Here is a 21,780-nt window from a genome sequence, read left to right on the forward strand (position 1 = left end):
GACGAAGGTGCCGAGAAGCGGCGCGTAGCGAAAAAGGGGCCCGCCGGGAAGAACCGGCGGGCCCCTTTCGGTTCACTTCACTTCACTTCACTTCGCTTCACTTCACCGCGAGCACCAGCGTGTCGCAGGGCGAGGCCCAGACCGGCCGGACCTCGCCGAAGCCGGCGGCACGGAGGGTGTCGGCGTGCCACTGGGCGGAGGGCGTGTCGCCGTCGGCGTGCTCGCCGTAGATCTCGAAGCGGCGAGCGGTGGGCTCGGCGAGGACCGGGTCCTTGGCGGCGAGGGCCCACCAGTCGGCCCAGTCGAGGACGCCGGCGGCCTTCTCGCGGTCCATGCGGGCGTGCCGCTGGGCGCGCTCGGCGGCGTTGATACGGGGCGTGGCCTCGTCGATCATGTGGTCGGCGTTCATGAAGACCCCGCCGTCCCGGACGAGGCCGGCGAGCTGCCCGTAGAGGGCCGTCAGGGGCCCGCTGTGGAGCCAGTGGAGGGCGGTGGCGGTGAGGACGGCGTCGTACGTCTCGTGGGGCAGGCTCGCGGCCCAGGCGGGGTCCTTGAGGTCGGCGGTCACGAAGGTGACGCGCTCGTCGCCCGCGAAGGAGCCCTCGGCGATGGCGAGGAGGGCCGGATCGAGGTCGACGCCGACGCTGGTGGCGTCGGGGAACCTACGGAGCAGCCGGCTCGTGATACTTCCCGTACCGCACGCGAGGTCGAGGACGCGGGGCTTGGGCCCCACGAGCGCCTCGACCATGTCGAGCATCACGCGGAACCGCTCCTCACGGTCCGGCATGTACCACTCCTGCTGACGGTCCCAGCTCTGCTGCCAGCCCGCCCAGTCGGTTCCGGTCATGGTCGTTCCTCCCCGCGTCGGCCCTACCATTCGTAATACCCTCGAAGGGGAAACAGCCGTTACCCCCTCCGACCGAGACACTAGCCCGCCGAAGTAAGGACTACAAGTGGAACTGGCCCATTACTCGGACTTTGCCGTACGTCTGGTCAACACCGAGGAGCCGGCCCGCGGCAAGGACACCCTGAGCTCCGTCGAGGTGCTCCGGGAACTCTTCGGCCCCGCCACCCAGATGGCCCGGCGGGTCACCGAGGCGGACCTGCCGCGCTTCCGCACGGTGCGCGCCCGGCTGCGGGCCGTCTTCGCCGCGGCCGACGAGGGCGACCACACGGGGGCGGTCGACCTCCTCAACTCGCTCCTCCTGGAGTTCCCGGTCAGCCCGCAGATCTCCGGCCACGACACCCTCGACGAGGAGGGCCGGCCGCGCTGGCACATGCACCTCGCCGACCACTCCTCGAACGCGACGACGGGCTACGCCGCCATCTCGGCGATGGGCCTCGCCTTCCACCTGACGGAGTTCGGCGCCGACCGGCTCGGCCTCTGCCAGGCCCCGCCGTGCCGCAACGCCTACCTGGACACCTCCACCAACCGCTCCCGCCGCTACTGCTCGGACCGCTGCGCGACCCGGGCCAACGTGGCCGCCTACCGGGCCCGCAAGCGCCTGGAGGCCGAACGGTCGGACCACACCGGCCTGACCGAGGAGACCAGCCAGGAGAGCATCACCCCCGCCGACCGCTGACGCCCCGGCGTCACCGGCCGGTACCGCGCCCGCACCCGCCCGAGAACCAGCTCGGGCGGTACGGCCCCGAAGACGCGGCTGTCCCCCTCGGCGTCCGGGTTGTCACCCAGCACCCACCAGCCGCCGTCGCGTCGCTCGATCAGCCGCTTCACGATGAGCAGATCCTGCTGGAGCGGATGGCGCAGCACGGCCACACAACCGGCCCGCAGGCGCGCCCCGTACTGCACGAGCAACTGGTCGCCGTGCAACAGCGTGGGCACCATCGAAATGCCCGTCACCTCGGCGATCCCGAACGGCGCCCCGGCCTCCGCCGCCCGCTCCCGCCCCGACCCCACCATCCGGCACCTCCCGCTCCACACCAGCGTCGACTCGTCGACTCGTACACGAGTCCCATGGTGACCCTGGACTTTTGACCTAAGCCCCAGGGGGCGCCCGCGAAAACGCCCTTCTCACCGAGTAATGTCCCACCTGAGAAGACGATCACGAGGAAGGACGGCTCAATGCTCTCCCGCCTGTTTGCCCCCAAGGTGAAGGTCAGCGCCCACTGCGACCTCCCGTGCGGCGTGTACGACCCCGCCCAGGCCCGCATCGAGGCCGAGTCCGTCAAGGCTGTCCAGGAGAAGTACCTGGCCAACGAGGACCCGCACTTCCGTGCCCGCGCCACGGTCATCAAGGAGCAGCGCGCGGAGCTCGCCAAGCACCACGTCTCGGTGCTCTGGAGCGACTACTTCAAGGCCCCGCACTTCGAGAAGTACCCCGAGCTCAACCAGCTGGTCAACGACACCCTGAAGGCCCTCTCGGCCGCCAAGGCGTCGACCGACCCGAAGACGGGCGAGAAGGCGCTGGAGCTCATCGCCGAGATCGACCGCATCTTCTGGGAGACCAAGAAGGCCTGATCTTCGATCACGCCCTCCGACCTTCGGTTTCCTGAATCGACTGGTCCTCCTGACCGCACCCGGTCCGCAGACCGCCGAACACGGCGTCCCTGTCGGGCCGGGTGCGGTCTTTTCTTCCCCGGCCGTACCGCTCACTACGCTGGCAGGCGTGAACACGACGTCGAGCGCACGACTGACCCTGGACGCCGCCCGGGCCCTTCAGGGCATGCTTCGGACCGAGATCGGGCCCGGGCTCACCGAGCGGGAACTCGACGCGGTCGAGGCGCGGTTCGGCTTTGCCTTCGCTGCCGACCATCGCGTCTTTCTCTCCGCCGGGCTCCCGCACGGCTCGCCGGGGTGGCCCGACTGGCGCGACGGTGACCCCGAGGACCTGGCCGGGCGGCTGGCGGGGCCGGTGGACGGCGTGCTCTTCGACGTGGAGCACAACGGGTTCTGGCATCGCGCCTGGCCGTCGAGGCCCGCGGAGACGTCCGAGGCGCTGCGCGTCGCGAGGACCGAGCTGGAGAGCGTGCCGCAGCTGGTCCCGGTCTACGGACACCGCTACCTGCCCGGCGCGGCGGGCGAGCACGGGCATCCCGTCCTGTCCGTCCACCAGACCGACATCATCCTGTACGGGAACGACCTCGCCGACTACGTCCGCCATGAGTTCGCCGGCCGGTCGAGCGGCCTCCTCGCCCGCGCGACCGTCGACTTCTGGTCGTCCTTCGTCGAGGGCGGGCCGGGCATCGACGTCACCGCGCCCACGCCCTTCACTCCGTACGCCACGAGCGCACAGGAGGCGGTCGAGTGCCTCCGGATGCTCGCCCTGGAACGCCTGATCGGCCGACGGCACCACCCCGAGCAGCTCATCGAGGCCGGCCTCTCGGCCCTGGTCCTCGACGTCGAGACGGAGTCCCTCCCCCTCCTCGCCGGCCTGGCACGCTCCGAGCACGACCAGGCCGACGCCCTTTTCGACCAGGTGCTCGACGAACTCGACGTGGTCCGGGACCTCCCGGGGGAAGCGGCCCGCTGGGAGCTCGTCCGCTGGTGGCTCCAGCTGATCGTGAACGGCAGCCTTGACCCCGGCGCCGGCGGTGATCTCATCACGTACGAAGGGTGGAGCACACTGGCCCAGCCGCAGTCGCTCAGGTCGCTCGTCGACAAGACCGACGCCTACAACGGCTCGGCGGCGGTCCCATGCAGCGACCGGGAATCCCTGGCGGACTCGATCGTCGAGGAGGCAGGACGTCTACTCGCCGGTCCCTGGCCATCGCGATCAAGCCGGCTCACCGAAGCGCGCACGAGCGGGTAACGTCGTTGTCATGTTCTTCCAGACGCCGATTCACGAGTGAGTGCGGGATCGGTCTGTGCTGACGTTCTTCGACGTCGCCGGCCGGCCGCACCGGCGAATCCGGAGATCACTTCACTTCATTGACCGGGAGAACCCGTGACCGACAGCAAGAACATCAACAACCCCGTGGGCCAGGGCGGCGGTCAGCGCAAGAAGCTGTCCCGTGCCGAACGGCAGAACAACGGCCCTCACCGCAACCTCGACCGCCGGCAGGCGGCGGACAAGAAGGCGGAGCTGGTGCGGAAGATGCGCGAGAAGACAGGCGCGGACGAGGGCGCCGGGCAGGTGGGCGGCGAGCCCTCACAGAGCTGACGTACCAGCGCCAGGGCCCGGGCCGCGACGCGCGGCCCGGGCCCTGTTGCCTACCGGGCGGGGCCAGGGCGTCAGCCCTGGGGTACCGCTACGAACGCCTCCCTCGGCGTCGTCGTCGGGGTGTAGCGGGTCGCGGTCGGGGCCGTCGGGAACAGGTCGCGGTGGATCACCTTGGCCACGGCCTGGATCGTGTTCACGCCGTAGGTCATCGTGCTGTTGCCGTCGGTGAGCACGGTGATGGTGTAGTCGTGGCCGCCGCCCTGGAACGTGCCGACGCTGTGCACCCGCCAGCCGCGCGTCGCGCGCTGCAGCCAGCCGTTCTTGACGTGCTTCGACACCGAGGAGGGCGCGCCCGCCGGGGTCCCCCACCGCTGCGAGGTGATGACGTTCCCCATGAGCTTGAGGATGTACGCGCGGGCGTTGTCGCTCAGGACCGAGTTCCGGGCGGTGATCAGGGAGAGCAGCCGCTGCTCGTCGGTGACGTTGATCTGGGTGAGCCCCCAGTAGCCGCCGGATCCCGGCACCGTCCGCGTCATGCCGGCGGCCGCCAGGAAGCCCTTCACCTTGGTGACGCCGAGCTGGTTCCACAGGGCGGTGGTGGCCGCGTTGTCGGACTTGGTGATCATGGCGGTGGCGAGGGTGGCCTCGCGTGAGGTCAGGTACCGGTTGGTCTTCTTCGCGTCCCAGAGGAGCGTGGCGAGGACGGTCACCTTCACGACGCTGGCCGAGTCGTACGAGGTGGTGGCGCGCAGGGTGCAGGTGGTGTTCGTGGTGCGGTCGCGCAGGCCGACGGCGACGGTGCCGCTGCGCGTGGCGAGGGCGGCGGTGATGTCCCTCTGCAGCTGGGCGGCGAGCCCGGCCTTGCCCGACGTGCAGCTGACCTGCGGCGCGGTGGCGGCGGAAGCGGGCGCCGCGCCCGCGACGACGGGCACGAGGATCCCGGCCGCGACCACGGCCGGGAGCACGCGGGCGCGCAGGGATATGCGATGAGTCATGTGGGTCCCCCTGGACAACGGATCGAACGCGCCTACGGCGCAGTCGCCCTACATGACTCCTGAGCGTGCGGATGGTTGTACGAATTCGGTGGATCCGGTGAATTCGGTGAAGGGCGGGACCTCCCCGGGACTCCCCCGGTCCTACGCCTCCGTCGGGAGGGTGTAGCGGCGCTTCTCCTTGGAGGTCGCTCCCAGGCGGTCGTAGAAGCGGATCGCGTCCTCGTTCCAGGCGGGCGTCTGCCACTGGAGCTCCGGGAGGCCCAGGCTGCGGGCCTCCGTGCGGAGGGCCGTCATCAGGAGGGGGCCCAGGCCGTGGCCGCGGGACGGCTCCGTGAGGTAGAGGCAGTCCATGTGGAGGTACTCCGTGCCGTCCCAGGTGGAGAGCTCCGGGGCGCAGGTGGCGTAGCCCGCGAGGGTGCCGTCCGGGAGGACGGCGACGAAGCAGCGGAGGCGGGGGCGCTCGGGGCCGAAGAGGAGGCCGGCGAGGCGGTCGGCGAGGCCGGGGGCCGGGGGCGCCGCCTTCTCGTACGCGGCGTGTTCGGTGATGAGTTCGACGATCCTGGGCAGGTCCTCGGGGTGGGCGTGCCGTACTTCTGCCTCGCGTGCGCTCATGCCGTCATCATGCACGGTCCCACCGACATCGTTGCCGTCGTGCCCTGACGGCGGAGCCACTCGCGGTACGGGGCCGCCCGCAGGGCCACCTCCCGGTAGGCCGCCGCGAGTTCGGCGTACAGGACGTCCAGGGGTGCGCCCGGGCGCGCGTAGAGGAGGAGGCGGACGCCGAGGGGGTCGCCGCGCAGGGGGCGGATGGCCATGTCCTCGCGCGGGACCGAGGTGGGCTGGCAGGGGGCGACGGCCTCGCCGAGGACGATGAGCGAGGCGGCCGTGTGGTAGTCGCCGTGCAGCAGGGGCGGGTCGATGCCGGCGGCGCCGAGGACCCGGCGGAGGCCGTCCCATTCGCCGTCGACGGTCGGGTCGACCATCCAGTGGTCGGCGGCGAGGTCGACGAGGTCGACGACGGGGCGGGCGGCGGCCGGGTGGTCGCGGGCCATGGAGACGAACTGCGGTTCGCGGGCGACGAGGACGCGGCCGGTGAGGCCTTCGGGGACCCTCAGCGGGCAGCCCTCCACCTCGTGCACGAAGGCCACGTCGAGCTGCCCGGTGGCGACCGTGCGCAGCAGCGCGTTGGCGGAGACGTCCACCCGGAGGCCGACGTCCGTGCCGGGCAGCCGCTGCCGGAGCCGGCGCAGCCAGCCCGGCAGCGCCCGGCTGGCGGTGGAGCCGAGGCGGAGTCCGGGTCCGTCGGCGCGGGCGGCCGCGGCCCGGGTCTCGGTGACGAGGGCGGCCATGTCGGCGACGAGGGGGCGGGCCCGGCTGAGCAGGGAGCGGCCGAGCGGGGTGGGGTGGCAGCCGGTGCGGCCGCGGGAGAAGAGTTCGGCGCCGAGGGAGTTCTCGATGCGGCGCAGCTGGGTGGTCAACGAGGGCTGGCTCATGCCGAGTTGGCGGGCCGCCTTGTGCAGGCTCCCCGTGTCCGCGATGGCGCAGAGCGCGCGCAGATGTCTCACCTCCAGCTCCATGTCCCGAGGGTAGGGCGGGTCCCGGGAGTCGCACCAGACGGCCGCGTCCCTTCAATTGCCTTGCATTTCAAGGGGGTTGAGGTGTTTTGGCTCCGGTGATGCGGTGGGGTTATCGGGGGATGACATCATCCCTTCGCGGGTCGGCTCCCCGAGACTCTCTCCGAAACCCAACAGGAGGAGCCCCCCATGACTCACCCCAAGGTCCTCACCTCCGTGCTGACCGCCGCCCTCGGTCTCGGTCTCGCCGCCTCTCTCGGTACGGCCCCGGCGGCGGCGGTCGGCACGGGCACCACAGGCACCACAGGCACCACGGGCACCACGGTCACCACGGTCGCCACCGGCAACGCCGCCGTGGCGTACGCCGGTTCGGCCGAGGAGGCCAAGGCCAACCAGGCCTTCTTCGACGCCGTCGTGAAGTCGGTGGCGAGGAAGCGGGCCGCGACGCCGGGCGCGACGGCCGTCACGGTCGTCTACAGCGCGGCGAACGCGCCGAGCTTCCGCACCCAGATATCGCGCTCCGCGCAGATCTGGAACAGCTCGGTGGTGAACGTCCGGCTCGTCGAGGGCAGCAACCCGGACTTCGCGTACTACGAGGGCAACGACTCCCGCGGCTCGTACGCCAGCACCGACGGCCACGGCAGCGGCTACATCTTCCTCGACTACCGGCAGAACCAGCAGTACAACTCGACCCGGGTCACCGCCCACGAGACCGGGCACGTCCTCGGGCTCCCGGACCACTACACGGGACCGTGCAGCGAGTTGATGTCCGGCGGCGGCCCCGGCACGTCCTGCCAGAACGCCCAGCCGAACGCGCAGGAGCGCTCCCGCGTCGACCAGCTGTGGCGTTACGGCCTCGCCTCCGCCTTCAAGAGCTGACGCGAAGTCTGTACGTGGCGGCGGCGCCCTCTCCGCGGGGCGCCGCCGTCCCGCGCCTCAGGCCGCCTGGAGGAGCCGTCGGCCGAAGTCCGCGCCGGGCGGCAGCTGGCTGCGTACCCGCTCCAGGGCTCCTTCGAAGTCGCCCCCGGCGACGCACGCCTCGAAGGCGGCGCCGCCGTAGTGCAGGGTCAGGCTGAGGTCGGCGCGCTCACCGAGCGTCAGCAGGCAGGCGAGGGTGGCCTGCTGGGCGGCGCCGTCCACGACGACGGGGAGCGGCAGGTCCCACTCCAGGACGCAGTTGGTGAGGGGCCGCCCGCCCTCGTCGGCGGCGGCGAGGGCGGCGAAGCTCTCGCCGGTGTACTCGGTCCCCCGGATCCGGGTGGCGACGTGCCGCCCGTCGGCCGTGAGGACGATCGCTTCCGCGCCGCTGCGGTCCCGGTACCAACCGGTCCAGACTTCTGTGGACTCCGATGACATGCGCGGACTGTAGCGGTATGACCGGCTCCGCCGCGCGTCCGGTCACCCCGGGGCCGGACTTCTCCCGATCTCGCCGTTCTTGCCGGTCACGTGCGTGGTAGCGGCTTCCGCCCCCTCGTACAGCGGGCACTCCGGGTTGCGGCAGGGCTGCACCTCCCACTCCGGCACCCAGGCCCCGAGGACCTTGTGCCGGGTGGCCAGTACGGCCAGCGGTCCGCCGCAGGCCGGGCAGTGCCGCTCGGCCAGTGGGTTCCGCGTCGTGCGCGGTGCCTCGTCACCCATGCATCCAGGGTAGGTCGCCGCGGGCGAGGCCGCCCGGCGCCGCTACCGCTTCCTGGTGTACGTACGGACGAGCACGCCGTTCTCGAAGGCGCGGACGTCGCCGAGCTCGAAGTCCCGGGGCTCGAAGCCTGCGCCGAACATCGGCATGCCGGAGCCGTAGACCTGCGGGTAGGTCTTGATGACCAGCTCGTCGATCTCCTCGATGAGCTCGCCGGCGAGGGTGGAGCCGCCGCAGAGCCAGATGTCCAGCGGGCTGTCCTCGGCCTTGAGCTCGCGGACGCGGCCGACGAGGTCGTCGGCGATCAGCTCGACGTTCGGGTGGGACGACTCGGCGAGCGAGCGGGTGGCGACGAACTCGCGCAGGTGGTTGTACGGGCTGGTGACGCCGATGTCCAGGGCGAGCCGGTAGGACCCGAGCCCCTGGATGACGGTGTCGAAGTGCTTGTTCTCGCCGTCGATGCCGAGCATCTCCCGGCCCTGCGTCGGAATGGTCTCCGGGTACTCGGTGCCCATCCAGGCCATGTACGGCCCCTCCGTGTACTTGAACATGGAGGTGGCATCGCCCTCGGGGTCGCCGATGAAGCCGTCGATGGTGCAGGCGATGTAGTACGTGAGCTTGCGCAAACCGGTCCTCTTCGTGATCGGGGTGCGGCTGCGATCGCAACCACGACAGTTATAGTGCTTCATGTGTAGTGGTTGCGCAAGACCCTTTTCCAAGGAGGCCTACGTGGCGAGAAACCCCGAACGTCGTACGGCGCTGCTCGACGCCGCCATCGAGGTCCTGGCGGACGAAGGTGCCCGCGGGCTGACCTTCCGGGCGGTCGACGCCCGGGCGGGGGTCCCCACGGGCACCTCGTCCAACTACTTCAGCGACCGGGACCAGCTGCTCTCCCAGGTCGCCGACCGGATCTTCGTACGGCTCACCCCGGAGCCCGGCGCGATCGACGCCGCGCTGCTTCCGACGCCCAGCCGCGCGCTGGTCGTCGAGCTGATGCGCTGGCTCGCCCGGCGCATGACCGCCGAGCGCACCTGCTACCTGGGCCTCTTCGAGCTGCGTCTGGAGGCCGCGCGCCGCCCCGAGCTGCAGAAGCGGTTCACCGAGGTGCTCCGGGCCGATCTCGACCTGAACATCCGGCTCCACCTCGACTCCGGCATGCCGGGCGACGCGGACACGGTCCGGGTGCTCTACGTCGCCCTCACCGGACTGCTCCTCGACCACTTCACCGTCCCCGGGATCCTCGGCGACCGGGACCTGGACGACATGATCGAGACCGTGGTCAACCGGATCGTCCCGGAGGCCTGATCAGCGCGTGCGCCGCGTCACGAACTCCGCCAGGGCCAGCAGGTCCTCCGCGGCCGCCAGGTCCGGCACCGCCTGGGCCAGGTGCTCGACGGCGCGGCCCATGCGCTCGGCCGCCTGGGCCTGCGCCCAGTCGCGGCCGCCGGCCCGCTCCACGGCGTCCGCCGCCGCCCGCACCGCCGCCGCGTCGAGGGCCGGAAGCGCGTACAGCTCGGCCAGCTCCTCCCCCGCGCGCGTGCCGGAGGTCAGCGCCGCCACCACCGGCAGCGACTTCTTGTGGGCGACGAGGTCGGCACCGGCCGGCTTGCCCGTGCGGTCCGGGTCGCCCCAGATGCCGATGAGGTCGTCGATCAGCTGGAAGGCGAGCCCGGCCTCCCGGCCGAAGGCGTCCATGGCCGCGACCTCCTCCTCCCCCGCGCCCGCGTAGAGCGCGCCGAGGGCGCAGGAACAGCCCAGCAGGGCGCCGGTCTTGGCGGTGGCCATGGCCAGGCACTCGTCGAGGGAGACCTCGCGCGGATCGCGCTGCTCGAAGGCGCAGTCGGCCTGCTGGCCGGCGCAGAGCTCGATGACGCAGGCGGCGAGGCGCGCGGAGGCCGCCGCGGAGGCGGGGTGCGGGTCCTCGGCGAGCAGCCGCAGGGCCAGCGCGCTCATCGCGTCCCCGGCCATGAGGGCGTCCGGGATGCCGAAGACGGTCCAGGCGGTGGGCCGGTGCCGCCGGGTCGGGTCCTCGTCGACGATGTCGTCGTGGAGGAGGGTGAAGTTGTGCGCGAGCTCCACCGCCGCGGCGGCGTTCACGGCCCGCTCGTCGTCGGCGCCGAGGGCGCGGGCCGCGGCGAGGACCAGGGCGGGCCGGATCGCCTTGCCGGGCTGCCCGGCGTCCGGGCTGCCGTCGGCGCGCTCCCAGCCGAAGTGGTACATCGCCACCCGCCGTATGGAGCCCGGCAGGGACTCGACGGTCGAGCGCAGTCGGGGGTTGACGGCGGCACGCGTCCGGTCCAGGAGCGTCACGGCCCCCTGCCCGTCGGCGTCCACGCTGGTCATGGTCACGGTCATTTCCTTCGCATCCTTCACGGCGGTCCGCACGGCGATCGGCCGGAAGCGCCCGGGGGCGGGAGGGTTCGGCCCCACCCCCGGGCGCAGACGGCTCAGCGCCAGCGGCTGACCTCGACGTTCTCCAGGACGCCGAGGGCGTCCGGGACGAGGATCGCCGCCGAGTAGTAGGCCGTGACGAGGTAGGAGATGATCGCCTGCTCGTCGATGCCCATGAAGCGGACGGAGAGGCTGGGCTCGATCTCGTCGGGCAGACCGGTCTGGTGCAGACCGATGACGCCCTGGTCGGCCTCGCCGGTACGCATGCAGATGATCGAGGTGGTCCGGGCGTCCGAGACCGGGATCTTGTTGCACGGGTAGATCGGCACCCCGCGCCAGGTCGGGATGCGGTTGCCCGCGACCTCGATCGTCTCGGGCACCAGACCGCGCTTGTTGAGCTCGCGGCCGAAGGCGGCGATGGCGCGCGGGTGGGCGAGGAACATCTTGGAGCCCCGGCGGCGGGAGAGCAGCTCGTCCATGTCGTCCGGGCTGGGGGCGCCGTCGTGCGGCTGGAGCCGCTGCCCGTAGTCGCAGTTGGAGAGGAGGCCGAACTCCTTGTTGTTGATGAGCTCGTGCTCCTGGCGCTCGCGGAGCGCCTCGACCGTGAGCCGCAACTGCTGCTCGGTCTGGTTCATCGGCTGGTTGTAGAGGTCGGCGACGCGGCTGTGGACCTTCAGCACGGTCTGGGCGACGCTCAGCTCGTACTCGCGGGGCGAGGCGTCGTAGTCGACGTAGGTGTGCGGGACGACCGCCTCGCCGACGTGGCCGGCGGAGAGGTCGATGGCGGCCTCGCCGTACGTGTTGGTGCTCCGGTCGGGAGCCGCGGCCACGCCCGCGAGGTGGGCGGCGAGCGAGCCGGCCCGGTCCGCGAGGTTCCGCACGTCGTCCCGGGTGAGCTCCAGGACCGTACAGGCGGTGGCGGCCCGGGCGCTCCAGTCCCAGGTGGCGTCCGCGGCGACCAGCGCGGCCTCGCCGAAGTAGGCGCCGTCGGCGAGGACACCGAGGACGGTCTCGTCGCCGTAGGGCCCCTCGCCGATCTGCTCGACGCGGCCGTGCGCGAGCAGGTACACCCGGTCGGTGGGGGCGCCCGCCACGGCGATGATCTCGCCCGCCGCGTACTCCCGCTGGGAGCAGCGGGCCGCGAGCTCGGTCAGCGCGCTCTCGTCCTCGTAGCCGCGCAGTGCCGGGAGTTCGCCGAGTTCGGCGGGGATCACCGCGACGCGCTCTCCGGTCTGGACGAAGGTGACGCGGCCGTCACCCACGGAGTAACTGAGCCTCCGGTTCACCCGGTAGGTGCCGCCCTGCACCTGGACCCACGGCAGCGTCCGCAGCAGCCACCGGGAGGTGATCTCCTGCATCTGCGGGGCCGACTTGGTGGTCGTGGCGAGGTTCCGCGCGGCGGCGGTGCCGAGACTCTGCTGCGGGGACTGCGGCTCCGCGCGGACCTCGCCGTCAACCGAACCAACGGACATGGAACTCCCTCTCGTATGACTGAGTTGCGCGAGAAGCCTTTCAGCACGGAGCGTGTCGACGCCATTACACATTCGGGTGGGACTGTTCGACGATCTTCGGGGTATGTCACACGATTTCCATCCGAACAGCGCAGCCCCACACGTCTCCTGACGAACTGTCCGGATCGGCTCGCACACCGCCCGAACGCATGGCAGCGGAGTGCCGGACTCCGGTACTCCGGAAGCCCACCCCGTCCTCCGGAAGGAGTCGGTCATGGCCTCACCCATGTCGGCGAACAGGTTCCTCCGCGCGCTGCGCGACGAGGGCCTCGCGGTCGTCCAGGTCGGCGACTGGTCCACCCACAACCGCAACCACAAGGGCCCCTGGGGCCCGGTGAACGGCGTGATGATCCACCACACCGTGACCCGGGGCACCGCCAACACCGTCCGGATCTGCCGGGACGGCTACGCGGCCCTGCCGGGGCCGCTCTGCCACGGCGTGATCGCCAAGGACGGCACGGTCCACCTCGTCGGCTACGGGCGCGCCAACCACGCGGGGCTCGGCGACGACGAGGTCCTCCGGGCGGTCATCGCCGAGCGGCGGCTGCCGCCGGACGACGAGGCCACCACGGACGGCAACCGGCACTTCTACGGCTTCGAGTGCGAGAACCTCGGCGACGGCGAGGACCCGTGGCCGAAGGTCCAGCTGGAGGCCATCGCGAAGGCGGCGGCGGCCGTCTGCCGGGCGCACGGCTGGACCCACCGCTCGGTCATCGGGCACCTGGAGTGGCAGCCGGGCAAGGTGGACCCGCGCGGGTTCACGATGGCGTCGATGCGGGAGCGGGTCGCCGAGCTGCTGCGCTGAGCCCCGAGGGCCCGGGCCGCCCGCGCCGGGGGCCCGCGCGGCGGCGAGAATGGCCCGGTGAACGCGTTCGACCTCTCCCGTCTGCTGCCCCGGCTCCCCTCGCCCCTGGAGCCGGTGGAGGACGAGCGCTTCGCCCGGCGCGGGCTGACGCTGCTCCTGAAGCGCGAGGACCTCATCCACCCCGACCTGCCCGGCAACAAGTGGCGCAAGCTCGCGCTCAACCTGCGCGAGGCGGCCGGCCGGCCCGTGCTCACCTTCGGCGGCGCGTACTCCAACCACCTGCGGGCGACGGCCGCCGCCGGGCGGCTGCTCGGCTTCCAGACGGTCGGGGTGGTCCGGGGCGACGAGCTGGCCGGACGGCCGCTGAACCCCTCGCTCGCGCGGTGCGCGGCGGACGGGATGCGTCTCGAGTTCGTGGACCGGGCCACGTACCGGGCGAAGAACGATCCGGCCACGCGCGCGGCGCTCCTGGAGCGGGCCCCCGCGGGCGCGTACGTGGTCCCGGAGGGCGGCAGCAACGCGCTCGCCGTCCACGGCTGCGTGGAGCTGGGCCGCGAGCTCGCCGGGGCGGCGGACACGGTCGCGGTCGCCTGCGGGACGGGCGGCACCCTGGCCGGGCTCGCGGCCGGACTCTCCCCCGGGCAGCGGGCGCTCGGCGTCCCGGTCCTCAAGGGCGGCTTCCTCGGCGGGGAGGTCCGCGCCCTCCAGGAGACGGCCTTCGGCGGCCCGCGCGGCGACTGGACCCTGGACGAGCGCTTCCACGGCGGCGGCTACGCGCGCGTGCCCCCGGTTCTGGAGGCGTTCGCACAGGACTTCGAGGCGCGGCACGGACTCGCCATCGAGCGGCTGTATGTCGCCAAAATGCTGTACGGCCTGACGACCCTCGCGGAGGAGGGCGCCTTCCCGCCGGGCACCCGGCTCGCGGCCGTCATCACGGGCGCGCCCGAGACCGTCTGACGCCGGACGGGCCCTGAGACAGGCCCTAGTCGTCGGTCTCCCGGTAGGCCGCCGCCTCCTCCAGGTCGAGGCGGCGGAGCAGGGTGCGCATCATCTCGTCGTCGATCCGGCGGGCGTCGCGCAGCTGGACGAAGACGGCGCGCTCGGCGTCGATCATCTCGCGGGAGAGCCGCCGGTAGGTGTCGTCCGCGGTCTCCCCGGTGACCTCGTTGACGGCGCCGAGGCGCTCCCACACGGAGTTGCGGCGCCGCTCCATGACCGTGCGGAGCCGGTCGGCGAGGGGCTTCGGGAGGGCGTTGCGCTCGTCGGCGAGGAGCTCTTCGAGGCGTTCCTCGGCGGCCCGCGAGGCCTCGCTCTGGGCCTGGGCCTCGGCGAGGGTCTCGGCGTACCGGTCGCGTCCGGGCAGCTTCAGGAGGCGGATCAGGGGCGGCAGGGTGAGGCCCTGCACCACGAGGGTGCCGATCACGGTGGTGAAGGTGAGGAAGAGGACGAGGTTGCGGGCCGGGAACTCCACCCCGTCGGTGACGACGGGGATGGAGAAGGCGATGGCCAGGGAGACCACGCCGCGCATGCCGGCCCAGCCGACGACGAGCGGCGCCCGCCAGTCCACCTCGGGCTCCCGCTCCCGGATGCCCGAGGAGAGCCGGCGGGGCAGGAAGGTCGCCGGGTAGACCCAGACGAAGCGGACGACGACCACGGCGACGAAGACCCCGACCGCGTACCAGGCCGCCTCCCCCATGCCGTACCGGCCGAGTCCCTTGACGACGTACGGCAGCTGGAGGCCGATCAGGGCGAAGACGGCGGACTCCAGGATGAAGGCGACCATCTTCCAGACGGCCTCCTCCTGGAGCCGGGTGGCGAAGTCGACCTTCCAGGCCTTGTGGCCGAGGAAGAGGCCGACCACGACGACGGCGAGGACTCCGGAGGCGCCCACCTCCTCGGCTGCGGCGTACGCGATGAAGGGGATGAGCAGGGAGAGGGTGTTCTGGAGGAGGGCCTCGCGCAGATGGGTGCGGAGCCAGTGGATCGGCACCATCAGGACGAGGCCGACGCCGATGCCGCCGACCGCGGCCAGGACGAACTCCCACAGTCCGCCGCCCCAGCTGATGCCCTCGCCGACGGCGGCCGCGAGGGCGACCTTGTACGCGGTGATCGCGGTGGCGTCGTTCACGAGGGACTCGCCCTGGAGGATCGTGGTGATCCGGTTCGGCAGGCCGAGACGGCGGGCGATGGCGGTGGCGGCGACCGCGTCCGGCGGCGCGATGACGGCGCCGAGCACGAGCGCGGCGGTGAGCGGCAGGTCGGGCACGAGCACGTACGCGAGCCAGCCCACGGCCACGGTGGCGAAGAGGACGTACCCGACGGAGAGCAGCGCGACGGGCCTGATGTTGGCCCGCAGGTCGAGGTACGAGGAGTCGACGGCGGCCGTGTAGAGGAGCGGGGGCAGGATCAGCGGCAGCACGATGTGCGGGTCGAGGGTGTAGTCGGGGACCCCCGGGACGTACGCGGCGGCGAGGCCGACGGCGACCAGGAGCAGCGGGGCGGGCACCGGGGTCCTGCGGGCGAACCCCGCCACGGCGGCGCTCGCCGCCACCAGTCCCACCAGCTGCAGTGCGTCCATGCTCCCGACCCCGTCCCGTGCCGCAACGTAACCTGGCCATCATGAGTGAGTGCCCGCACGTTGCCGAAATGCCGCGCCCCGAACCGGCGCCGCTGGCCGAGACCTGTCCCGAGTGCCTGGCGGACGGCACGCACCCGGTCCAGCTGCGGCTCTGTCTGAGCTGCGGGCACGTGGGCTGCTGCGACTCCTCGGCGGGGCGGCACGCGACGGCGCACTTCTCCTCGACCGGGCACCCGGTGATGCGGACCTACGAGCCGGGCGAGGCCTGGCGCTGGTGCTTCGTCGACGGTTCGATCGTCTGAAGGCCGGGGGGGCCGGCCCGCGGCCGGAGGGTCATGGGCGGGGTGCCGCCTCGCGGCCCGCACGGTCACGGACGGTTCGATGCCCCGGACGCTGGGTACGTCACCCCTCCGCGGGTTCTCCGCGGCCGCCGAGGGGCGGGGGCGCGGGACCACCTGGTCTCCGGGGTTCCCGGCGACACGGCAGGATGGATCGCGATAGCGTCACGGCGGACCGCGCAGGCTCCCTGCGTACCGCCCGGTCCGGGGGCCTCTCCCCCCGGACCCCGAATGAGCTTGTGCCACCTTGGAGGTGAGGGTGTCCCAGATCGCAGGCGAGCCCGGGACCCAGGACTTCGTGGAAGTCCGGCTGCCCGCTGCGGGTGCCTATCTGTCCGTGCTGCGTACGGCCACGGCCGGCCTCGCGGCGCGCTTGGACTTCACCCTCGACGAGATCGAGGACTTGCGGATCGCGGTCGACGAGGCCTGCGCCATCCTGCTCCAGCAGGCCGTGCCGGGGTCCGTCCTCAGCTGTGTCTTCCGGCTGGTCGACGACTCCCTCGACGTGACCGTCTCCGCCCCGACGACGGACGGCAGGGCGCCCGAGCGGGACACCTTCGCGTGGACCGTGCTGTCGGCGCTCGCCGGGAAGGTGGAGTCGTCGGTGGCCGAGGACCGTACGGTCTCGATCAGCCTGTACAAACAGCGCGGCGCGGGGCCAGGCCCGGCGTGAGGAGCGGGGACGCGACGGCCGGCATCCCTGAGCAGCAGGCGCGGCCGAACAGGGTCGCTACGGAGCAGGCGGACCACATGAGCGAGCACGAGCAGCACCACGAGGTTCCCGAGACACCAGGGGTCTCCGAGGCCCCGGCGAGTTCCGAGGGTTCCCCCGAGGCTCCCGAGGCGCTGATCCCCGACGACGCCGAGGCGGCGGAGAAGGCCGACGACGCCGACGCCGAGGAGGACGACGAGGGTCCGGAGGCCCCCGCCGTCCCGGACCCGCACGACCGGAGCGGCGCCCGCGCGCTCTTCGTCCAGCTGCGCGAGCTGCCCGAGGGCTCCCCGGAGAAGGCCGAGCTGCGCAACCGCCTGGTGCGCATGCACCTGCCGCTGGTGGAGCACCTGGCCCGGCGCTTCCGCAACCGCGGGGAGCCGCTGGACGACCTGACGCAGGTGGCGACGATCGGTCTGATCAAGTCGGTCGACCGGTTCGACCCGGAGCGCGGGGTGGAGTTCTCCACGTACGCGACGCCGACGGTCGTCGGCGAGATCAAGCGCCACTTCCGTGACAAGGGGTGGGCGGTCCGGGTGCCGCGCCGGCTCCAGGAGCTGCGGCTGTCCCTGACCACGGCGACGGCCGAGCTGTCCCAGCAGCACGGGCGGTCGCCGACCGTGCACGAGCTGGCGGAGCGGCTGGGGATCTCGGAGGAGGAGGTCCTGGAGGGTCTGGAGTCGGCGAACGCCTACTCGACGCTCTCCCTGGACGTCCCGGACACCGACGACGAGTCGCCGGCGGTGGCGGACACGCTGGGCGCTGAGGACGAGGCCCTGGAGGGGGTCGAGTACCGGGAGTCGCTCAAGCCGCTCCTGGAGGACCTGCCGCCCCGGGAGAAGCGGATCCTGCTGCTCCGATTCTTCGGGAACATGACCCAGTCGCAGATCGCGCAGGAGGTGGGCATCTCCCAGATGCACGTCTCACGGCTGCTGGCCCGGACCCTGGCGTCGCTTCGGGAGAAGCTCCTGGTGGAGGAGTAGTCGCTCAGGCGCCCTGGCCGGGGCGCCTGATGCCGAGCGCCTCGGTCGTGGCCGGGTTCACCAGGAGGACGAGCCCGGTCACGGCGAGCGCGGCGACGACGATCCCGAAGGGGATCACGCCCTCGGTCTGCAGCATCTGCCAGGCGACCGGCAGGGCGAGGATCTGGGTGATCACGGCCGGGCCGCGGCTCCAGGAGCGCATCGTCCACAGGCCGCGGGCGGCGGCGAGCGGGATCAGTCCGAGTGCGATCACGGTCACACCGCCCGTCACCCCGCTGGTGACGTCGCCGCCGTCGAGGAGGCTCCGCACCAGCATGTAGACGCCTCCGGCGAGGAGCCCGAGGGCCTCGACGAGGGCCACGCCCGCGGCTGCGGCCAGGCGGGCGGGGCGGGGGGTCTGCTCCGTACTGCTCATGCAAGGCAGCGTAACGGGGGCGCCGGGGAACCCGGGCCGGACCCCGCACCCTGCCCCGCACCGGGTCCCGTCGGAGGTGTACGCGGATCCGCCCGGGCCGGCTCCGTCGGAGGTGTACGCGGATCCACCCGGCCCGGCTCCGTCGGAGGCGGGCGCGATCCGCTGGACCCGGCCCCGTCGGGGTGTCCGGGGATCGGGCTGGGCTGGGCCCCGGTACCGCCGGGTAGGTACGCTGGCGCCCATGCGCGCACTTCTCGTGGTCAACCCGGCAGCCACCACCACCAGTGCCCGCACCCGCGACGTGCTCATCCACGCGCTGGCCAGCGAGATGAAGCTGGAGGCGGTCACCACCGAGTACCGGGGGCACGCGCGCGACCTGGGCCGGCGGGCCGCCGAGGCCGGGAACATCGACCTGGTCGTGGCCCTCGGCGGGGACGGCACGGTGAACGAGGTCGTCAACGGACTGCTGCACGACGGGCCCGATCCGGACCGGCTGCCGAGCCTCGCCGTCGTCCCCGGCGGCTCGACCAATGTCTTCGCCCGCGCCCTCGGACTGCCGAACGACGCCGTGGAGGCGACCGGCGCCCTGCTCGACGCGTTGCGTGAGCGGCGGACACGGACGGTGAGCCTCGGGCTCGCGTCCGGGACGCCGGGCACCGAGGACGAGTCCGTGCCCGCACGCTGGTTCACCTTCTGTGCCGGACTCGGCTTCGACGCGAGCGTCATCGGCCGGGTCGAACAGCAGCGCGAGCGCGGCAAGAGATCGACGCACGCCCTCTATCTGCGCCAGGTGGTGCGCCAGTTCCTGGAGGAGCCGAACCGTCGGCACGGCACGATCACCCTGGAGCGCCCGGGCGCGGAGCCGGTCGAGGACCTGGTCCTCTCCATAATCTGCAACACCTCCCCCTGGACCTACCTGGGCAATCGCCCGGTGTACGCGTCCCCGGAGGCGTCCTTCGAGACCGCGCTCGACGTCCTCGGACTGCGCCGGCTCTCCACCCCTGCGGTGGCCCGTTACGCCACCCAGCTGCTCACCTCGACCCCGGAACGGGGTCCGCGCGGCAAGCATGCCGTACCTCTGCACGATCTGACCGACTTCACCTTGCATTCGAAGGTGCCCCTCCCCCTGCAGATGGACGGAGACCACCTCGGACTGCGTACGAGCGTGACGTTCACAGGCGTTCGCCGTGCACTGCGTGTGATTGTGTGAGTGGAAGGGCCCAAAGTCCTTTCACTCGAACGTTTAGGCGCGCATCCACCCCTTAGAAGTACGGCTGTGACCTAGCCGACACCGAGGAATCAAAAAAAACTTTCCGGAAGGGGTTGTATCCGCCCCTGGGGTTTGGGAGTCTCTTCTTGGCGATCGGGACGGCCCGCAACACCGGCCTCCACTGAGAGCCAGAACCCCACCCCAAGCAACAGGACCACACCAGTTCAACTGGCAGTCGGCCCTTCCCTTGCGGAGGGATTCGTGAAAGCGTTCACATTCACAAGCAACTCGCACGTAACACTGAGAGAGGTAGCAGCCATGGACTGGCGTCACAACGCCGTTTGTCGTGAGGAAGACCCCGAGCTGTTCTTCCCCATCGGCAACACCGGTCCTGCGCTGCTGCAGATCGAGGAAGCCAAGGCCGTCTGCCGCCGCTGCCCCGTCATGGAGCAGTGCCTGCAGTGGGCGCTCGAGTCCGGCCAGGACTCCGGCGTCTGGGGTGGCCTCAGCGAGGACGAGCGCCGCGCGATGAAGCGCCGTGCCGCTCGCAACCGGGCGCGTAACGCCAGCGCCTGAGCCACCTGCACAGCCTGAGGCAAGCGGCGCGTACACCGCGTACGCAATCACCGCCCCGAGCCGCAGCGCGCAGCAGTAACCCACAGCATTCGAGCCCCGGACCGATTCCCTTCGGTCCGGGGCTCGCTGCTGTGCGCTGGGCCGTACGACTACTTCTGCGGCCGTACGGGGATGTCGAGGACCACCTTCGTGCCGCGCTCGGCGCCCGGCAGCATGTCGAAGGAACCGCCCAACTCCCCTTCCACCAGGGTCCGTACGATCTGCAGGCCGAGGTTGCCGGCCCGCTGCGGGTCGAAGCCCTCGGGCAGGCCGCGGCCGTCGTCCTGGACGGTGATCAGGAGCCGGGCGTCCGTCCGGGTCTCGCCGCGGACGGCGCTGACCTCGACCGTGCCCTGCTCGCCCTGCACGAAGGCGTGTTCGAGCGCGTTCTGCAGGACCTCGGTGAGGACCATGGAGAGCGGGGTGGCGACCTCGGCGTCGAGGATGCCGAAGCGGCCGTTGCGCCGGCAGGTGACCTTGCCCGGGGAGATCTCGGCGACCATCGCGATGACCCGGTCGGCGATCTCGTCGAACTGCACCCGCTCGTCCAGGTTCTGGGACAGCGTCTCATGGACGATGGCGATCGAACCGACGCGCCGGACGGCCTCGTTGAGGGCCTCGCGGCCGCGGTCGGAGTCCATCCGGCGAGCCTGGAGGCGGAGCAGGGCGGCGACCGTCTGGAGGTTGTTCTTCACCCGGTGGTGGATCTCCCGGATGGTGGCGTCCTTGGTGATCAACTCGCGCTCGCGGCGGCGCAGTTCGGTGACGTCCCGGAGCAGGACGAGCGAACCGATCCGGGTGCCCTTGGGCTTGAGCGGGATCGCCCGCAGCTGGATCACCCCGCCGTTGCCCTCGACCTCGAACTCGCGGGGCGCGTAGCCGGAGGCCAGCTTGACCAGGGCCTCGTCCACCGGGCCGCGGGAGGGGGCGAGTTCGGCGGTGATCTGGCCGAGGTCCTGGCCGACCAGGTCGGCGGCGAGGCCGAGCCGGTGGTAGGCGGAGAGGGCGTTCGGCGAGGCGTACTGGACGACGCCCTCGGCGTCGAGGCGGACGAGACCGTCGCCGGCGCGCGGCGAGGAGTCCATGTCGACCTGCTCGCCGGGGAAGGGGAACGTTCCGGCGGCGATCATCTGGGCGAGGTCGGAGGCCGACTGGAGGTAGGTGAGCTCCAGGCGGGAGGGGGTGCGGACGGTCAGCAGGTTGGTGTTGCGGGCGATGACGCCGAGGACCCGGCCCTCGCGGCGCACCGGGATGGACTCGACCCGCACCGGGACCTCCTCGCGCCACTCCGGGTCGCCCTCGCGGACGATCCGGCCCTCGTCGAGGGCGGCGTCGAGCAGCGGGCGGCGGCCGCGCGGGACCAGGTGGCCGACCATGTCGTCCTGGTAGGAGGTGGGGCCCGTGTTGGGCCGCATCTGGGCGACGGAGACGTACCGCGTGCCGTCGAGGGTCGGGACCCAGAGCACGAGGTCGGCGAAGGAGAGGTCGGAGAGCAGCTGCCACTCCGACACCAGCAGATGGAGCCACTCGAGGTCGGAGTCGCTCAGGGCGGTGTGCTGGCGGACGAGGTCGTTCATGGAGGGCACGGTGCGAGCGTACCTGCGGAATTACAGGGGCGGTGAACCTGGATCTCCGGGGCTCCGTGTTGGAGGATGGGCCGGGAAGGACCGCGTTCCTGTGGATGGACAGACAAGAATGGTCTAGTCCACAATGAACGTCATAGACCTCCATCCTCCCCGCACAGGAGGATGGAACGAGGTACCCGGCGCTCTCTGCCCTGACTGCGCCGAGACCTCCCACACGGCCGCGGGACCGCACACCCCCGGCCGGGCAACTCCGGGCTGCGGTGCCGGGCGGGCTGAGGGTCCCGCCGGGCGCCGCGGCCCGCGGGTTTTT

26 protein-coding genes are annotated in these 21,780 nt (G+C 71.8%); 13 read left to right on the top strand and 13 right to left on the bottom strand.

Annotated elements, in window-relative coordinates; all coding sequences use genetic code 11:
• Positions 1 to 97: 97 nt before the first annotated feature.
• On the bottom strand, positions 98 to 847 hold the full coding sequence (locus ACWGN5_RS30105; RefSeq protein WP_453520923.1) for a class I SAM-dependent methyltransferase: 750 nt from the start codon (positions 845 to 847) through the stop codon (positions 98 to 100).
• A 106-nt stretch (positions 848 to 953) separates the two neighbouring features.
• On the opposite strand from ACWGN5_RS30105, the gene ACWGN5_RS30110 reads away from it, so the two are divergent.
• On the top strand, positions 954 to 1,583 hold the full coding sequence (locus ACWGN5_RS30110) for a CGNR zinc finger domain-containing protein (protein WP_453520926.1): 630 nt from the start codon (positions 954 to 956) through the stop codon (positions 1,581 to 1,583).
• Here the strand turns inward: ACWGN5_RS30110 and sodX are convergent.
• Positions 1,487 to 1,921: a nickel-type superoxide dismutase maturation protease gene (gene sodX / locus ACWGN5_RS30115; RefSeq protein ID WP_453520929.1), complete on the bottom strand. Its 435-nt coding sequence runs from the start codon at positions 1,919 to 1,921 to the stop codon at positions 1,487 to 1,489. The genes ACWGN5_RS30110 and sodX overlap by 97 nt on opposite strands.
• Positions 1,922 to 2,083: 162 nt before the next feature.
• Between sodX and sodN the strand changes: the two genes are divergently transcribed.
• The 3 genes from sodN (at position 2,084) to ACWGN5_RS30130 (ending at position 4,121) form a co-directional block, all read left to right on the top strand.
• On the top strand, positions 2,084 to 2,479 hold the full coding sequence (sodN, locus tag ACWGN5_RS30120; RefSeq protein ID WP_041131199.1) for a superoxide dismutase, Ni: 396 nt from the start codon (positions 2,084 to 2,086) through the stop codon (positions 2,477 to 2,479).
• Between the two features lie 148 nt (positions 2,480 to 2,627).
• A complete protein-coding gene (locus ACWGN5_RS30125; protein WP_453520931.1) occupies positions 2,628 to 3,770 on the top strand; it encodes a hypothetical protein in 1,143 nt (380 codons plus the stop codon).
• Positions 3,771 to 3,905: 135 nt separating this feature from the next.
• Positions 3,906 to 4,121 (top strand): DUF6243 family protein, encoded by a 216-nt coding sequence (locus ACWGN5_RS30130; RefSeq protein ID WP_453520934.1) that lies wholly within the window; start codon positions 3,906 to 3,908, stop codon positions 4,119 to 4,121.
• A 71-nt stretch (positions 4,122 to 4,192) separates the two neighbouring features.
• Here the strand turns inward: ACWGN5_RS30130 and ACWGN5_RS30135 are convergent, their stop codons facing one another.
• The 3 genes from ACWGN5_RS30135 to ACWGN5_RS30145 all read right to left on the bottom strand — a co-directional run bounded on the left by ACWGN5_RS30135 (position 4,193) and on the right by ACWGN5_RS30145 (position 6,693).
• On the bottom strand, positions 4,193 to 5,116 hold the full coding sequence (locus ACWGN5_RS30135; RefSeq protein ID WP_453520936.1) for a serine hydrolase: 924 nt from the start codon (positions 5,114 to 5,116) through the stop codon (positions 4,193 to 4,195).
• A gap of 141 nt (positions 5,117 to 5,257) precedes the next feature.
• Complete coding sequence (locus ACWGN5_RS30140) at positions 5,258 to 5,728, bottom strand: N-acetyltransferase family protein (RefSeq protein ID WP_453520939.1); 471 nt, start codon at positions 5,726 to 5,728, stop codon at positions 5,258 to 5,260.
• A complete protein-coding gene (locus ACWGN5_RS30145) occupies positions 5,725 to 6,693 on the bottom strand; it encodes a LysR family transcriptional regulator (RefSeq protein ID WP_453520942.1) in 969 nt (322 codons plus the stop codon). The genes ACWGN5_RS30140 and ACWGN5_RS30145 overlap by 4 nt, the downstream gene beginning before the upstream one ends.
• A 186-nt stretch (positions 6,694 to 6,879) precedes the next feature.
• Here ACWGN5_RS30145 and snpA point away from each other — a divergent pair, with 186 nt between their 5' ends.
• Positions 6,880 to 7,569, top strand: coding sequence for a snapalysin (gene snpA / locus ACWGN5_RS30150; protein ID WP_453520944.1), 690 nt, complete (start codon positions 6,880 to 6,882; stop codon positions 7,567 to 7,569).
• Between the two features lie 57 nt (positions 7,570 to 7,626).
• Here the strand turns inward: snpA and ACWGN5_RS30155 are convergent, their stop codons facing one another.
• Genes ACWGN5_RS30155 through ACWGN5_RS30165 form a run of 3 tightly spaced genes read right to left on the bottom strand, consistent with a single transcriptional unit; the run spans position 7,627 to position 8,952 of the window.
• Positions 7,627 to 8,046: a DUF6304 family protein gene (locus ACWGN5_RS30155; RefSeq protein ID WP_453520947.1), complete on the bottom strand. Its 420-nt coding sequence runs from the start codon at positions 8,044 to 8,046 to the stop codon at positions 7,627 to 7,629.
• Between the two features lie 42 nt (positions 8,047 to 8,088).
• Positions 8,089 to 8,328: a hypothetical protein gene (locus ACWGN5_RS30160; RefSeq protein ID WP_453520949.1), complete on the bottom strand. Its 240-nt coding sequence runs from the start codon at positions 8,326 to 8,328 to the stop codon at positions 8,089 to 8,091.
• Positions 8,329 to 8,370: 42 nt separating this feature from the next.
• On the bottom strand, positions 8,371 to 8,952 hold the full coding sequence (locus ACWGN5_RS30165; protein ID WP_453520952.1) for a dihydrofolate reductase family protein: 582 nt from the start codon (positions 8,950 to 8,952) through the stop codon (positions 8,371 to 8,373).
• A 103-nt stretch (positions 8,953 to 9,055) separates the two neighbouring features.
• On the opposite strand from ACWGN5_RS30165, the gene ACWGN5_RS30170 reads away from it, so the two are divergent.
• The gene (locus ACWGN5_RS30170; protein WP_453520955.1) at positions 9,056 to 9,631 is read left to right on the top strand and encodes a TetR/AcrR family transcriptional regulator; all 576 of its coding nucleotides are present in this window, start codon (positions 9,056 to 9,058) and stop codon (positions 9,629 to 9,631) included.
• On the opposite strand, the gene ACWGN5_RS30175 is transcribed toward ACWGN5_RS30170, so the two are convergent.
• Complete coding sequence (locus tag ACWGN5_RS30175; RefSeq protein ID WP_453520958.1) at positions 9,632 to 10,681, bottom strand: family 2 encapsulin nanocompartment cargo protein polyprenyl transferase; 1,050 nt, start codon at positions 10,679 to 10,681, stop codon at positions 9,632 to 9,634. It abuts the gene before it with no gap.
• 92 nt (positions 10,682 to 10,773) lie between these two features.
• The gene (locus ACWGN5_RS30180; protein ID WP_453520960.1) at positions 10,774 to 12,189 is read right to left on the bottom strand and encodes a family 2B encapsulin nanocompartment shell protein; all 1,416 of its coding nucleotides are present in this window, start codon (positions 12,187 to 12,189) and stop codon (positions 10,774 to 10,776) included.
• Positions 12,190 to 12,442: 253 nt separating this feature from the next.
• Between ACWGN5_RS30180 and ACWGN5_RS30185 the strand changes: the two genes are divergently transcribed.
• Positions 12,443 to 13,033, top strand: a complete 591-nt coding sequence (locus ACWGN5_RS30185) for an N-acetylmuramoyl-L-alanine amidase (RefSeq protein WP_453520962.1) — start codon at positions 12,443 to 12,445, stop codon at positions 13,031 to 13,033.
• A gap of 57 nt (positions 13,034 to 13,090) precedes the next feature.
• A complete protein-coding gene (locus ACWGN5_RS30190; RefSeq protein WP_453520964.1) occupies positions 13,091 to 13,990 on the top strand; it encodes a 1-aminocyclopropane-1-carboxylate deaminase/D-cysteine desulfhydrase in 900 nt (299 codons plus the stop codon).
• Between the two features lie 25 nt (positions 13,991 to 14,015).
• Here ACWGN5_RS30190 and ACWGN5_RS30195 read toward each other — a convergent pair whose 3' ends face one another.
• Positions 14,016 to 15,611 carry a Na+/H+ antiporter gene (locus tag ACWGN5_RS30195; protein ID WP_453520967.1) on the bottom strand — a complete coding sequence of 532 codons (1,596 nt, stop codon included), beginning with the start codon at positions 15,609 to 15,611 and terminating at the stop codon, positions 14,016 to 14,018.
• Between the two features lie 41 nt (positions 15,612 to 15,652).
• On the opposite strand from ACWGN5_RS30195, the gene ACWGN5_RS30200 reads away from it, so the two are divergent.
• From ACWGN5_RS30200 to ACWGN5_RS30210, 3 genes are all read left to right on the top strand, one after another.
• Entirely contained in the window at positions 15,653 to 15,913 is a 261-nt protein-coding gene (locus tag ACWGN5_RS30200; RefSeq protein WP_453520970.1) for a UBP-type zinc finger domain-containing protein, read from the top strand.
• A gap of 295 nt (positions 15,914 to 16,208) precedes the next feature.
• Complete coding sequence (locus ACWGN5_RS30205; RefSeq protein WP_015036094.1) at positions 16,209 to 16,622, top strand: ATP-binding protein; 414 nt, start codon at positions 16,209 to 16,211, stop codon at positions 16,620 to 16,622.
• A complete protein-coding gene (locus tag ACWGN5_RS30210; RefSeq protein ID WP_453520974.1) occupies positions 16,619 to 17,644 on the top strand; it encodes an RNA polymerase sigma factor SigF in 1,026 nt (341 codons plus the stop codon). The genes ACWGN5_RS30205 and ACWGN5_RS30210 overlap by 4 nt, the downstream gene beginning before the upstream one ends.
• A gap of 4 nt (positions 17,645 to 17,648) precedes the next feature.
• Here the strand turns inward: ACWGN5_RS30210 and ACWGN5_RS30215 are convergent, their stop codons facing one another.
• Positions 17,649 to 18,059, bottom strand: coding sequence for a hypothetical protein (locus ACWGN5_RS30215; protein WP_453520976.1), 411 nt, complete (start codon positions 18,057 to 18,059; stop codon positions 17,649 to 17,651).
• A gap of 241 nt (positions 18,060 to 18,300) precedes the next feature.
• On the opposite strand from ACWGN5_RS30215, the gene ACWGN5_RS30220 reads away from it, so the two are divergent.
• Both ACWGN5_RS30220 and ACWGN5_RS30225 read left to right on the top strand, forming a co-directional pair.
• The gene (locus ACWGN5_RS30220) at positions 18,301 to 19,269 is read left to right on the top strand and encodes a diacylglycerol/lipid kinase family protein (RefSeq protein WP_453520979.1); all 969 of its coding nucleotides are present in this window, start codon (positions 18,301 to 18,303) and stop codon (positions 19,267 to 19,269) included.
• A gap of 318 nt (positions 19,270 to 19,587) precedes the next feature.
• Positions 19,588 to 19,845 carry a WhiB family transcriptional regulator gene (locus tag ACWGN5_RS30225; RefSeq protein WP_003953983.1) on the top strand — a complete coding sequence of 86 codons (258 nt, stop codon included), beginning with the start codon at positions 19,588 to 19,590 and terminating at the stop codon, positions 19,843 to 19,845.
• A gap of 149 nt (positions 19,846 to 19,994) precedes the next feature.
• On the opposite strand, the gene ACWGN5_RS30230 is transcribed toward ACWGN5_RS30225, so the two are convergent.
• Positions 19,995 to 21,461 carry a sensor histidine kinase gene (locus ACWGN5_RS30230; RefSeq protein WP_453520992.1) on the bottom strand — a complete coding sequence of 489 codons (1,467 nt, stop codon included), beginning with the start codon at positions 21,459 to 21,461 and terminating at the stop codon, positions 19,995 to 19,997.
• Between the last annotated feature and the right edge of the window lie 319 nt (positions 21,462 to 21,780).

Source organism: Streptomyces sp. NPDC055815 (genome assembly GCF_053616475.1).